Origin of the sequence: Rhizobium sp. CB3090 (genome assembly GCF_029714285.1) — a bacterium.
GTDB lineage: Bacteria > Pseudomonadota > Alphaproteobacteria > Rhizobiales > Rhizobiaceae > Rhizobium.
Window position 1 is genome coordinate 3406854 of the sequence record NZ_CP121662.1, and the last position, 13634, is coordinate 3420487.

Genomic DNA, 13634 nt, shown 5'->3' on the forward strand with positions numbered 1-13634 from the left:
GAGCGATCAGGACTTCGCGGCGGCCTCGTCGGAATTGCGATTGGCTTCCAGCCATTCCAGATCGCCGGCAATGGCTGCCCGCACGGTGTTCTCCATGCCGCGAAACCGCCGCAGCAATTCCTCGCCGAAGGGCGTCAATGCCGCGCCGCCGCCATTCTGACCGCCACGCTGGGATTCGACGACCGGCCCCTGGAACATATGGTTCAATTCGCTGATCAGCAGCCAGGCCCGGCGATAGGACATGTCCATGGCCCGGCCGGCGGCCGAGATCGAACCGGTTTCGCGAATATGTTCAAGCAGTTCCATCTTGCCGCGTCCAAGCCGCTCCTCCCCCGGAAAACTGATGCGGAGGATGGGCTTCAGGGACTGTTGCGGAGCTTTGGTCATGGCATCGGAGCGTTTCGATCTGCTCTTGTGTATACGCGTCCTTGGCTCGCCTGTACATGGGAGGCGGGGACGGTGGCGACCCCCGCAGGGTTTTGCATCACCTTACGTTAGCTGATGATCCCAATGAGGATTCGCCCATATATGGTGCGAAAGAGCCTAGAAATACCACAAAAGCTTGTCCTTACCTCCAATAGATGACAACCAGCGTCTTGAAACCTTAATGCTTTGGTGCCTATCTTTAAGATGTGATCGACTCAGATCATGTGCCTGTTCTGTTACTCAAGGAAGGAAGAGCACTGACAACAGTACACGCCAAGGGAAGAACGCCTGTCGTTGTCCCGAAGAGCCCGGAACGTGGCGTCGATGCCGCTGCCCGCGCCCTGCAAGCCGTCCTCGTAAGCCTCGAGGACTCCAAGGCCGAAAATATCGTCACCATCAACATTGCTGGCAAGTCCGCGCTTGGAGACTACATGGTCGTCGTCTCCGGACGCTCGAACCGGCATGTCCTGGCGATTGCCGACCATCTGATCACCGACCTCAAGGACGAAGGCCTGGGCACCGCCCGCGTCGAAGGCCTGGAAGGCGGCGACTGGGTGCTGATCGACACGGGTGACATCATCATTCACGTGTTCCGTCCTGAGATTCGCGAGTTCTACAACATCGAAAAGATGTGGGCCGCACCCGATCTTGAGGAAGGCACGCTGCACTAACCTGTTCCGGACATTATTCCCGGTCCCGGTTAGTGGTATCGAATCGCCGGACATGTTTGTCCGGCAACGATCTATGTCTGTGTCGCCATGATGGCGGATATGCTTGGGAGCGGGAATGCGGATAGGTCTTTTTGCGGTGGGACGGTTGAAAACCGGCCCTGAAAAGGATCTTGCGGCCCGTTATCTCGACCGTTTCGCCAAGGCTGGTCCGGCAATCGGCCTTGAATTGGCGCGCATGACCGAAGTCGCCGAAAGCCGCGCATCCAACGGCGAGACGCGCAAGCGCGAAGAGGCGGTCCTGCTGCAGAAGGCGCATCCGGACGGCGGCGTTCTCGTTCTGCTCGACGAGCGCGGCAAGGCGCTGGACAGCGAAGCCTTTGCTGCTCTGCTCGGCACATTCCGCGACCAGGGCAAGCGCGACCTCACGATCGCCATCGGCGGTGCCGATGGCCTTGATCCCTCGCTTTACGACAAGGCCGACGCGACCCTCTGCCTGGGCAAAATGACCTGGCCGCACCAGCTTGTGCGCATTCTCATCGCCGAACAGCTCTACCGCGCCGTCACGATCCTGTCCGGGCATCCCTATCATCGGGTTTGAATGCCTACTGCCGGAAGCGAAATGCTCGAAAACAGTTTGGCTTTCCGATATTTTGCGTTAACGGAACGCTCACACAGGCGTGTTTTGATTCCCGCCGCAAAATTGATGATGCTTTCTGGATAATCGCGGCAAACCGGTTTAATTTCACGCGATCTGAAGGGGCTGAGCCCAAACGACTGGATGAGAAAAACCCCGCCCACGCTTTTCCGCTTGCTGCTGCCCTCCCTGGCAGCGTGCTTTGGCGTCGGCGTCTATCTTGAAAGTCCGTTTCAGTTTCGGGATATAGCCCTGGCGCAGGAAGATGGCGGCGCTACACCTGCGCAGACCCCCGCGCAGACTAAAGACGATCACCCGGTCGTCACGTCGCCTGCACCATCGGCGCAACAGCCGGAACAGGCGCCGGATCCCGCCGCCGACCTTGCCCGGAAGCGCGATCAGACCCGCGCCGAGCTGGAAGAATTGTCGAAGACGATCAGCCTTTCCTCCGACAAGACGAAAGCGCTGGAAGACAGCATCGCCTCGCTCGACAAGAGCACCGCCAGCCTGCGCCAAGCGCTGATCGACAGCGCCGCCCGCCGGAGGGATATGGACCGCAAGATACAGCAGAGCGAAAGGACGCTGACCGATCTCGCGGTCAAGGAAGACAAGATCCGCAAATCGTTGCACGAGCGCCGGGCGCTGCTGGCCGAAGTTCTGGGCGCGCTGGAGCGCATGGGCCGCAACCCGCCACCGGCGCTGCTGGTAACGCCCGACGATGCGCTTGCTTCAGTGCGCAGCGCCATCCTGCTCGGCGCCGTCGTTCCCGGCATGCGCAAGGAGACGGACAAGCTCATCGCCGACCTTACCGATCTCACCAAGCTGCGTGCCGCCACAGCGGCGGAAAAGGCCGACCTTACCGCCACCATGACCAACAGTCTGGAGGAGGAACGGCGCATGGATATGCTGATCGCCGAAAACGACAAGCACAGCCATGAGAATGCTGCCGAACTGGACGCGGAGCGCAAGCGTTCCGAAGAACTGGCGGGCCAGGCGACCAGTCTCGAGGGCCTCGTCGCGTCGCTGGAAAGCCAGATCGGCTCGGTGCGCGATGCCGCCGCCGCAGCCCGGGCGGAAGAGGCCCGCCGGGAGCAAATGACCGATCAGCAGCGGGAACAGGCAAGGGCACTGGCCGAAAGCGGCGTGCCCGATAAAAACCGTATTGCGCCCGCATATCCGTTTTCCGACCTCAAACGGAAATTGGAGCTGCCTGTGGCGGGTGATATTCTCCGCCAGTTCGGCGACGACGATGGTACGGGACATACGGCGATGGGCGTGACCGTCGCAACCGGCCCCGACGCGCTCGTCACCGCTCCCGCCGATGGGACCGTCGTTTACGCCGGCGCATTTCGCAGCTATGGCCAGATGGTTATTCTGGATACCGGCGACGGCTATCATATGGTGCTGTCGGGAATGGACGCGATCAAGACGCGTCTGGGCAAGTTTGTCTTCGCTGGCGAGCCGCTCGCTACGATGGGCCAGAAAAGAGTCGCAAGCGCGACTGCATTGGCGCTGGAAACGGATCGCCCAACGCTCTACATTGAATTTCGAAAAGATGGGAAGCCGGTCGATTCTCGGCCTTGGTGGACCTCCAAAGACACTGGAAAGGCACGCAATGATACGTAGGGCTTCTCTTGTTCTCGTTGGCGCATTGATGGGTGCGACCGCGATGAGCGTTATCTACACGGCGGTAGCGCCGGCGGAAGCCGCAGGCGCTTCCACGTACAAGGAATTGTCGATTTTCGGCGATGTCTTTGAACGTGTGCGCGCACAATACGTAACGCCGCCCCAGGAAGACAAGCTCATTGAAGCCGCCATCAACGGCATGCTGTCCTCGCTGGATCCGCATTCAAGCTACATGAATGCCAAGGACGCCGACGATATGCGCACCCAGACCAAGGGTGAATTCGGCGGTCTCGGCATCGAAGTGACCATGGATAACGACCTCGTCAAGGTCATCACCCCGATCGACGACACACCCGCCGCCAAGGCCGGTGTTCTCGCCGGCGACTATATCACCGCCATCGACGGCCAGTCGGTCCGCGGCCTCAAGCTGGAAGACGCCGTCGAGAAGATGCGCGGCGCCGTCAAGACGCCGATCAAGCTGACGCTGTTGCGCAAGGGCGCCGACAAGCCGATCGAACTCACCATCATCCGTGACGTGATCGCCGTTGCCGCCGTCAAGTCGCGCGAAGAAGGCGGCGATGTCGGTTATCTCCGCATCATCTCCTTCACCGAAAAAACCACGCCGGACCTGGAAGCCGCGATCGCCAAGATCAAGAAGGATATCCCGGCCGACAAGCTGAAGGGCTATGTCCTCGACCTGCGCCTCAATCCGGGCGGCCTGCTCGACCAGGCGATCAACGTCGCCGACGATGTGCTGGAGCGCGGCGAAGTCGTCTCGACCCGCGGCCGCAATCCGGACGAAACCCGCCGCTTCAACGCCGGCCCGGGCGATCTGACCGACGGCAAGCCGATCATCGTGCTCATCAACGGCGGTTCGGCATCGGCATCGGAAATCGTTGCCGGCGCCCTGCAGGATCTGCGCCGCGCCACCGTTCTCGGCACCCAGTCCTTCGGCAAGGGTTCCGTGCAGACGATCATCCCGTTGGGCGATGGCAACGGCGCGCTGCGCCTGACGACGGCGCTTTATTACACCCCGTCGGGCCGCTCGATCCAGGGCACCGGTATTACGCCTGACATCAAGGTCGACGAGCCGTTGCCGGACGACCTGAAGGGCAAGCTGGTGACGGAAGGCGAATCCAGCCTGCCGGGCCACATCAAGGGCCAGAGCGAAACCGACCAGGGCTCCGGCTCGGCCGCTTACGTGCCGCCGGATCCCAAGGACGACGTCCAGCTCAACTACGCACTCGACCTGCTGCGCGGCGCCAAGACCGATCCGGCCTTCCCGCCGAACCCGGAAAAGGCGGTTTCCGCCAAGTAAGGAAACAGCGCCGGGCTGGAAACAGACCCGGCGCTTTCATATCCGGAGCGAGGTGATATCTCATCGCGCTCCAAAATCCATTTTGGATCATGCTTGGGTGTTTTGAATCTGGAGCATCTCGCTGCTTTAATGGCGACATGAAAGCGGAATGCTCTGGAGCAATTCCAGGAAAAGTGCGAAGCGGTTTTCCGTTCGGAATTGCCTAACAACAAAGGGATAGAGCGGGAAAGCGATTCCGTGAAGCGCTGAACCGCTCTGGGGCAGATAGTGTCCCGCTTGGGGTGGATACGGACTTTGGGAACGGATTTGCATGCACCGCTGGGCCAGAACCGCGGCTCTGGCCGCAAACGGCGGCGGCCGCCCTTTGGGCGCATTCTCGCTGGCTTCTGCCTGATCGCGATCGCCAGTTTTTCCCTCTATTCGGCACTGCTGCGCGACAATCTGCAGAAAACGCCTCCCGTCGAGACCGCAGAGAAGACCTCGCCACCACCAACACCCGCCAATGACAATCCGGCCACCGCCGATCAAACGACGGGCCTGAAGCAGGTCGATCCGCAGTCCGGTGCCGATACGCATCGCATCGTCACCAGCGACGGTTCCGTCGTGACCATGTTCAGCCCGAACACCCGCGACGGCGACGGCCCGGTGCTGATCAATGCCAATCGGGTCGGCCAGGATCCGCGCATGGCGGCGACGCCGAACGACAGCCTGCTGGAGGATTCGCCTTTCGGCAAGCTGCCGATCATCGCGCCCGGCGGATTGAGACCGATGGACCAATATGCGCGGCCATGGTCCGGCGCCCGCGGCACGCGTATCGCCATCGTCGTCAGCGGCCTCGGCCTCAGCCAGACCGGCACGCAGCGCGCCATCGAGAAGCTGCCCGAGGAGATCACGCTCGCCTTTGCCGCCAGCGGCAACAGCCTGCAGCGCTGGATGCAGGAGGCGCGGCGTGGCGGCCATGAAATCCTGATCCAGGTGCCTTTCGAGCCGTTCGATTATCCCAGCAACAATCCCGGACCGGATACGCTTCTGACCTCGCAGCCGGCGGCCAAGAATATCGAAGACCTGCACAAGGCCATGGCCGAAATCACCAATTACACCGGCGTGATGAACTATCTCGGCGGGCGGTTCCTGTCGAATGCCGACGCCACGGAACCTGTCATGCGCGATATCGGCAAGCGCGGCCTGCTGTTCCTCGACGACGGCTCCTCGGCGCAGTCCAAATCCGGCACCATCGCGAAGGCGCTGGAGGTGCCGCATGCCTTTGCGGATCTGCAGCTCGACGGAGAATTGCAGCAGGATGCGATCTTGAAGAAGCTCGACGAGCTGGAGCGGATCGCGCGACGCAATGGCTCGGCCATCGGCGTTGCGTCCGCTTTCGACGAGAGCGTCGACGCCATCAGCAAGTGGAGCGAGGAGGCAGCCATGCGCGGCATCGAGATCGTCGCCGTCTCGGCCCTCGCCGACGATCCCAAACATCCCTGATCGTTAGAGGACAATCATGAGCAAGAGCCATCAACCCGTCAGAGCTGAAGACCTGCCCTACCGCCCCTGTGTGGGCGTCATGGTGCTCAACCGCGAAGGGTTGGTCTGGGCAGGCAGACGCATTCCAGACGGCAATTCCGAATATGACGGCTCGCCGCAGCTCTGGCAGATGCCGCAGGGTGGCATCGATGAGGGCGAAGATCCGCTGGAGGCAGCCTATCGCGAGCTCCACGAAGAAACCGGAATGAAAACAGTAACGCTGCTCGCCGAAGCAAAGGACTGGATCAATTACGATCTGCCGCCGCAGTTGATCGGCATCGGCCTCAAGGGCAAATTCCGTGGCCAGACCCAGCGCTGGTTTGCCTTCCGCTTCGACGGCGATGAAAGCGAAATCGCCATCAACCCGCCGCCGGGCGGCCATGAGCCGGAATTCGATGCCTGGGATTGGAGGCCGATGGCCGACCTTCCCCGCCTGATCGTCGCCTTCAAACGGTCGGTCTACGAACAAGTCGTCGCCGAATTCCGGCATTTGGCCGGTCTGAAGGCGGAAGATTGAGAAAAGTCCGGCCGTCCAAAACGGCCGGACTTTAAAATGCGAATTATTCGGCCGAGTCGGCTGAATCGGCGTTGAGCTGGCCGTATTTGGCTTCGCCGATCTTTTCGAGCAGGTCGATCTGGGTTTCCAGGAAGTCGATATGACTTTCCTCGTCCGCCAGCAGCTCCTCGAACAACTTCATCGAGACATAGTCGCCGGCATCGTGACAGATATCGCGCGACTTCTTGTAGGCGGTGCGGGCATCATATTCGCCGGCGAGATCGGCCTCCAACACTTCCTTGACATTCTGGCCGATGCGCAGCGGCGCCAGCGTCTGCAGGTTCGGATGTCCCTCGAGGAAGATGATCCGAGCGACGAGGCGATCGGCGTGATGCATCTCTTCGATGGATTCGGCACGCTCCTTCTTGGCAAGCTTGGTATAGCCCCAATCTTCCAAAAGCCGGTAATGAACCCAATATTGATTGACTGCACCGAGTTCGAGAAATAGGGCCTCGTTAAGCCGCTCGATGACTTTTTTGTCGCCTTTCAATGTCCGCTCTCCTGTTATCTTCATGAAATTTTTTCAAGCGGGACATGAAATCAAATATTTCCGCCTCCGTCGAGTGGCGGCGGGCATGATAGTCCTCGGTCGTCTTTATGATGATGTCGACGACATTCGGGAAGCAGCCACAGCAGCGGCCGCGCTTCGACATGGCGTGATAGACCTTGGCGGGAACGATGAGCTGCCAACAATCCTGATCGAGGAGCTCGATGATGGTCTCCCGGATTTCCTTGTCGGTGATGTAATTACAACTGCAAACCAGCATTCTTCGCTCAGCCCGTCAAACATGACATCTGCTGTCTTGTTATCTGCGAAAGAAGACGCTCTTTGTCAAGAAAAATCGATTCATTTTCATCGGGTGAGCCGGACAAGCTCACGTCGGCGTGAGACCTAACCTCCTGCGCATCAATGGAAGTTACGGCCTCGCGGCATGACGCTTGCCGTCTCGGCGACAGAGCTGCGGCCATCCGCCGCTATCTCGGCAGCCTGCTCACGCACCGCCCGGCCTGTTTCGGCAAGCCGCGTCTTTTGCCGGTGATCCATGGTCGGACGCAGGGCCTCGTCCGCCCGATCGCTGACCCCGAACCGCTTGGCCTCGCGTTGCAGGATCCCCAGTGCCGGGGTCATATCCTCGATATAATCGACCACCACATGGATGACGCCGCTTTCGCTCTGCAGGCGGCCGCGGATCTTGACCAGCCGGGCGCCCATGACGATAGCCCGATACTTGTCGAACATCTTCGGCCAGACAATCGCATTGGAGACGCCAGTCTCATCCTCCAGCGTCATGAAGATCACGCCCTTGGCCGAGCCAGGCCGCTGTCGCACCAGCACCAGCCCGGCAATCGTCACCATCCGTCCATTAGGAACATTGGGCAGATCCCGGTTCTGCACGATGCCCATTTGGGAGAAATCCGCACGCAGGAAGGACATCGGATGCGCCTTCAGCGATAGCGACAGATAGCGATAATCCTCGATCACCTGCTCGCCAGGCAACATTTCCGGCAGAAAAACCGCGGGCTCGACTTGCAGGTCGGTGCGGTCGGCAAGATCGAAGAGGGGAAGCTTTTCGGCAGCACTGCCGACATCGAGCGCCCTGACAGCCCAAAGCGCCTCGCGACGGCTGAGGCCGATCGAGCGAAAGGCATCGGCATCGGCCAGGCGCTCGATAGCGGATTTGGCAAGGCCGGATCGTAGCCAGAGATCGCGTACGGAACGATAGCCATCGCCACGGCGCTCGACGAGCTGCTTCATCTCATTCTCGGACAGACCTTTGACCTGCCGGAAACCGAGGCGGACGGCGCATTGCGTCTTGATCAGCTCGCGCATCGACGCATGACGCGGCTCGACTGCGTCCTGATCGAAACGCGCCTTCTCCAGCAGGCAATCCCAGCTCGAATGATTGACATCAACTGGCCGCAGCTCGACGCCATGTTCACGCGCATCGCGCACGAGCTGCGCCGGCGCATAGAAGCCCATAGGCTGGGCATTCAGGATCGCCGCACAGAAGACATCGGGATAATAGGCCTTGAGCCAGGAAGAAGCGTAGACGAGAAGAGCAAAGGAAGCCGCATGGCTTTCGGGAAAGCCATATTCGCCGAAACCTTCAATCTGGCTGAAGCAGCGTTCGGCAAAGTCTTGAGGGTAGCCGTTCGCGACCATGCCCGAAACCAGGTCTTTCTTGAATTCATCGACCTTTCCCGTCCGCTTGAACGTCGCCATGGACCGGCGCAGCCTATCGGCCTTGGCCGCCGAAAATCCAGCCGCAGTAATGGCAATCTGCATCGCCTGTTCTTGAAACAGGGGAACTCCTAGCGTCCTTTCCAAAACTGCCTTCAATTCCGGACGATGGTATTCGATCGGTCGATTATGAAGTTCGTCATCCCGCCGCTTGAGATAAGGGTGAACCATGTTGCCCTGGATGGGACCTGGCCGGACGATCGCCACCTCGATGACCAGATCATAGAATTTGCGAGGACGGAGACGCGGCAACATGCTCATCTGCGCCCGGCTTTCAATCTGGAAGACGCCCACCGTGTCGGCCCGGCAGATCATATCATAGACCGGTATGCGGTCGGGATACTCGCCGCTGCCAAGATCGGCGAGCTCCTTCTTCACATCGTAATGCAGCAGCAACAGGTCAAAAGCTTTGGCAAGGCAGGTCAGCATGCCGAGCGCAAGCACGTCGATCTTCAGTATGTTGAGATTGTCGAGATCGTCCTTGTTCCACTCGATCATGTAACGATCGTCCATCGCCGTGTGCATGATCGGCACCACCTCGTCCAATCGATCCCGGGTGATGACGAAACCGCCGACATGCTGGGTCAGATGCCGCGGAAAACCCATCAGCGTCGAGGCGTAGGAGAGGACGTTCCGTGTCGTCTTGTCCTTGAGATCGAGACCGGCAATCTTCGCCTCACGCTCGGAAAGCTCTTCCGTCGACCAGCCCCAAACACCGCTTGCAAGAGCCGACTGCACATCCTCCGACAGGCCGAAGGCTTTCGCCACTTCGCGACCGGCCGAGCGCGCCCGATAGCTGGTGACCGCCGCCGTCAGTCCGGCATGCTCCTTTTTGTAATGCTTGTAGATAAACTGGATGACCTCCTCACGCTTCTCGTGCTCGAAATCGACATCGATATCAGGCGGCTCTTCACGTTCCGTCGAGATGAAACGCTCGAAGAGCAAGCTTGTTATTTCCGGATTGACCTCGGTAATCCGGAGACAATAGCAGACCGTCGAATTGGCCGCCGACCCTCTTCCCTGACAAAGGATATTCTCGCTGCGGGCAAATTCCATGATCCGATGCACCGTCAGGAAATAGGGCTCATATTGCCGCTCACGAATGAGCTTGAGCTCATGCTCGATCTGCATCGAGACCTTTTCGGGAATCTTTTCGGGGAAGCGCCATCTGGCCCCCTCCCACGTCAGCCGCTTCAGCGTCTCCGCAACGGTCTCGCCATCAATGCTTTCGTCGGGATAGTTATGCTTCAACTCGTCCAGCGAAAAAGACAGCCGGCTAAAAAACTTCTGCGTATTGGCGACTGTCTTCGGATGATCCCGGAACAGGCGCGCCATCTCGACAGCATCCTTCATGTAGCGCTCGGCATTGGCCGCCAGTTTGAAGCCGGCCTCGGCGATCGGCACATGCTCGCGGATCGAAACGACGATATCGGCAAGCGGCTTTCGTTCGGTCGCGTGATAAAGCGGCTGGTTGCTGGCGATCAGCCGCACGCCGTTGCGCAATGCGATGATGGAAAGCGTGGCAAAGACCATCCGATCCCGCCCGTCATAGGCAGGAGACAGGACCATATGGAACTTTCGGCCAAAGCGCATCCATAACCGCTTCAGGTACTCCTCAAGCTTTGCCAGCCTCTCCGGCGTCTCGATGCTATCAGGATCGGGAACAAGGGCCAGCATCATCTCGTCGCCCCATTCCACGAGATCGCTTTCATTGAGGATACAGACGCCTTTCTCGCCGCGCAGATTGCCAGCGCTCAACAGTCGGCAGAGATGCGCCCAACCCTTGCGGTTTTGCGGATAGGCAAGAATATCGGGCGTACCGTCCGAAAACACCAGGCGAGCGCCAGGCTGGAAGGGAACCGGCTTCAGGAGAGGCTTTTCCGGCTCCCCATTGGCTCGAAGCACCATGTTGTTCTTAGCGGTCTCCTCATATTTTTCTCGGAGAACTTTGGTGTGCGCATGCGCCTTGACGACGCCTGCAACCGAATTGCGGTCGGCAATTCCAAACCCCGAAAGTTTCAGGATAGCGGCTTGCGCCACCATTTCTTCCGGATCCGAGGCACCTTCGAGAAAAGAGAAATTCGTTCTCACCCCGATCTCGAAGAAGGATCCGGGTTCGTGAAAGCTCGGGCGCGCGTTCATGCGAAGACCCCGTGCATATACCAATCCGGTCCCGTTTCGCCTCGGCCGTAGAGACCCTTGCGGAACAGCCAGAAACGATGGCCTTCTTCATCCTCGACCTGGAAATAATCGCGGACAGGCCCTTCCTTTTCCTCGACCCACCATTCCGCCGAAAGCCGCTCCGGCCCTTCGGCTCGGCTGACTCGATGCATGACACGCCGCCAGCGGAACTGCCGGGGAGGGCCATCGGGTACTTCGGCGGCAATGGTTTCGATCGGCTCCGGCATGCGAAACAGCCGCAGCGGCCGCTCGCCGCGGAAGAAGCCAAACCCAGCATCTTCCTTACCTATCCGCCGCCGGGAAGCGAGAAGCCCCATGGCCGAGATCGGTCGCACGGCCCGCTCGGGAATATGGCTTTCCTGCAGCTCGAAGCCCTGCAGGCAATCCGGCCCCAGCCGCGCGGCTACCCGGTCGACAAAAGCAGCGAGCGACCCGTCCTGGCGGCCTTCTCCGACAAAGTCATCCTGCGTCGAATCGAAAGGCGCATGTTCCAGGACATTGAGGCGGACGATTTCGAAGCCATATCCCGCATCGAGATCATCATGAACGGCGGTAAAGCGCTCCGTAAACAGACCGGCGATCCGCCTCGGCTCCCGCAGCGGCTGCGATGCCCCGGCGGCAATACGGAACACCGCGCCGTCGACCCGGAACAGCAGAAGCTCGAACGAACGGCCACCGACGCCCCTGCCTTCCAGCCCCGGTTTCAAGGTTTCGGCAAGCTGGTGGGCCAATTGCAGAATATCGGCCTCCGCCTGTACCGGTTCGGCAAGCCGCCGCTCGGCCGACAACTGCGCGACCGGCCGGCGCGGCGAGATCGGCTCCTCGTTCAAGCCGACAGCCTGGTCGAGCCGCAAAAGCAGTTGCGCGCCGAAACGGCGGGTCAGCGGCGCCCGCGGCGCGGCCAGGAGATCGCCCACCTGCTTCAATCCCAGCTTCTGCAATGCGGCGATGGTTTCCTCGCCAAGCCTGAGCGAGGCGACCGGCAGCGGCGCCAGCGCCTCTTCCATGGCCTCCGGAGGAACGACGCGGCTGTCGTCGAAGCGAGCAACCGCCCAGGACAGGCCCGGCGCGGAGGAAATGGCGCCGCGGACATCGAGTCCAAGCCGGGAAATCCGGATCAGAATATCCTCGAGCAGCGCCTCTTCGCCCCCGAAGAGATGGGCGCAGCCGGTAATATCAAGGAAAAGCCCGTCCTTGCCGTCGATCGCCACCAGCGGCGTATAGCGGTCGCACCAATCGGCGATCGCCTCCAGCAGTTTGCGGTCTGCACCTGGATCCTCTTCGACGACGTCAAGGGCAGGACAGATCGCCTTCGCTTCGGCAACGCCCTGCGTAAGCTTCAGGCCGATCGTCTCGGCCCTTTCATTGAGCGCGGTAAGCCGCATGGCATTGTTCAGTTTGCCGGCACAAGCGAGCGGCGGTGCCTCAAGCCGACCGGTCGAACGCCAGGACAGACCCCATCGCTTGCGCGCGATCCGGTCGGTCGGCAGATGCGGAAAGGTCAGCGCCAGAATGCGCTGCGTATTCGCCGGGAAAGGCAGGGTGCTGAGCGTCGAGGACAGGGGCAAACTGGCGGTCATGGGCATTCCACTCCAGGGTTATGGAAAAGGGCGCCGGGTTGCGGCTTTTTTCCAGGGTGAGACGAAAGGCCGGATGACCGATGCTGCCGCCAAGCAGCGATCCATCCGGCAGAGGCCGCGCCAGGGCCGGCGCGGGTTCGACGGAGAGGCGGAAGAGAGCGCTGCTCGCCTCCTCCTCGCCCGCTTGACGCAACAGAAACAAAGGCCGCCCCGCCGCTTTGGCCCGTAGCGCCAGCCGCCGGCTCTCGGTCAACCCGAAGCGAGCCGGATTGCCGCGCACCTCCAGAATGACAACCGCAAAGGCCGCACTGGCAAGCGCCGTCTCCGCCAGCCATAGCGCCTCTTCCAGCTTGCGCGGCGACGCCTGCAGAAAGCCGGCCGGCTCCAATCCAAAATCCCGAAGCCCGATCGCATAGGGCAGGCCCGCCTCCATCGCCGCGACCGTATCGCCGATCCATAAAACCGGCGATACGGCCGTGGTTTTGCCGGCGGCTTGCGCCCCACGCCGCCCGGCAAACACTCTGAGCCGAGCAGCGAGAGCGAGGGTGAAACCGCTCGCCGCTCCGGCATCACGCAAAGCGAGCGAACGGATCTCCGTCAGCGTATCGAGCGGCACGCCGCCCTGCATCGCCTCGTCGAGATCGGCAACTCCTGTCGCAAGCGGCTGGACAGCATCGGCCGAACCGGCGTTCGGCTCCGCCGCCCGTGCCTCATGCGCCACCGCTGCCAGCGCCGGTATCGGCCTGCCTTCCAGTCGGGCAATGGTTTCACGCAGGGCAAAAAGCGTCTCCCGCGCCACGGCGGCCTCGGCCATGACGTTAGCTCCAGATCAATTATGTTCCTGTTATGTTCTTATGGATTCCAGAGGTCGGCAGA

Annotated in this window: 12 protein-coding genes; 6 read left to right on the forward strand and 6 right to left on the reverse strand. The window is 60.8% G+C overall.

The features are described 5' to 3' along the window. Window positions 1–6: 6 nt before the first annotated feature. Window positions 7–387, reverse strand: a complete 381-nt coding sequence (locus tag QA646_RS16365) for a winged helix-turn-helix domain-containing protein (RefSeq protein WP_283056460.1) — start codon at window positions 385–387, stop codon at window positions 7–9. Window positions 388–650: 263 nt separating this feature from the next. Between QA646_RS16365 and rsfS the strand changes: the two genes are divergently transcribed. From rsfS to QA646_RS16395, 6 genes are all read left to right on the forward strand, one after another. After that, the gene (rsfS, locus tag QA646_RS16370; RefSeq protein WP_283056461.1) at window positions 651–1097 is read left to right on the forward strand and encodes a ribosome silencing factor; all 447 of its coding nucleotides are present in this window, start codon (window positions 651–653) and stop codon (window positions 1095–1097) included. A 115-nt stretch (window positions 1098–1212) separates the two neighbouring features. After that, window positions 1213–1695, forward strand: a complete 483-nt coding sequence (rlmH, locus tag QA646_RS16375; protein ID WP_283056462.1) for a 23S rRNA (pseudouridine(1915)-N(3))-methyltransferase RlmH — start codon at window positions 1213–1215, stop codon at window positions 1693–1695. Window positions 1696–1875: 180 nt separating this feature from the next. Continuing rightward, on the forward strand, window positions 1876–3357 hold the full coding sequence (locus QA646_RS16380; RefSeq protein WP_283056463.1) for a murein hydrolase activator EnvC: 1482 nt from the start codon (window positions 1876–1878) through the stop codon (window positions 3355–3357). After that, window positions 3347–4675 carry a S41 family peptidase gene (locus QA646_RS16385; RefSeq protein WP_283056464.1) on the forward strand — a complete coding sequence of 443 codons (1329 nt, stop codon included), beginning with the start codon at window positions 3347–3349 and terminating at the stop codon, window positions 4673–4675. Before QA646_RS16380 ends, QA646_RS16385 begins: the two co-directional genes overlap by 11 nt. Before the next feature lie 294 nt (window positions 4676–4969). Beyond that, window positions 4970–6160 carry a divergent polysaccharide deacetylase family protein gene (locus QA646_RS16390; protein ID WP_283056465.1) on the forward strand — a complete coding sequence of 397 codons (1191 nt, stop codon included), beginning with the start codon at window positions 4970–4972 and terminating at the stop codon, window positions 6158–6160. 16 nt (window positions 6161–6176) lie between these two features. After that, window positions 6177–6716, forward strand: coding sequence for an RNA pyrophosphohydrolase (locus tag QA646_RS16395; protein WP_283056466.1), 540 nt, complete (start codon window positions 6177–6179; stop codon window positions 6714–6716). 43 nt (window positions 6717–6759) lie between these two features. Here the strand turns inward: QA646_RS16395 and bfr are convergent, their stop codons facing one another. The 5 genes from bfr to QA646_RS16420 all read right to left on the reverse strand — a co-directional run bounded on the left by bfr (window position 6760) and on the right by QA646_RS16420 (window position 13572). Beyond that, complete coding sequence (gene bfr / locus QA646_RS16400) at window positions 6760–7245, reverse strand: bacterioferritin (RefSeq protein WP_283056467.1); 486 nt, start codon at window positions 7243–7245, stop codon at window positions 6760–6762. Then, entirely contained in the window at window positions 7211–7522 is a 312-nt protein-coding gene (locus QA646_RS16405) for a (2Fe-2S)-binding protein (RefSeq protein WP_283056468.1), read from the reverse strand. The genes bfr and QA646_RS16405 overlap by 35 nt, the downstream gene beginning before the upstream one ends. Before the next feature lie 140 nt (window positions 7523–7662). Next, on the reverse strand, window positions 7663–11139 hold the full coding sequence (locus QA646_RS16410; RefSeq protein ID WP_283056469.1) for an error-prone DNA polymerase: 3477 nt from the start codon (window positions 11137–11139) through the stop codon (window positions 7663–7665). After that, entirely contained in the window at window positions 11136–12563 is a 1428-nt protein-coding gene (locus QA646_RS16415) for a DNA polymerase Y family protein (protein ID WP_283058893.1), read from the reverse strand. Before QA646_RS16415 ends, QA646_RS16410 begins: the two co-directional genes overlap by 4 nt. A gap of 40 nt (window positions 12564–12603) precedes the next feature. Next, the gene (locus QA646_RS16420; protein WP_283056470.1) at window positions 12604–13572 is read right to left on the reverse strand and encodes a hypothetical protein; all 969 of its coding nucleotides are present in this window, start codon (window positions 13570–13572) and stop codon (window positions 12604–12606) included. Window positions 13573–13634: the final 62 nt, after the last annotated feature.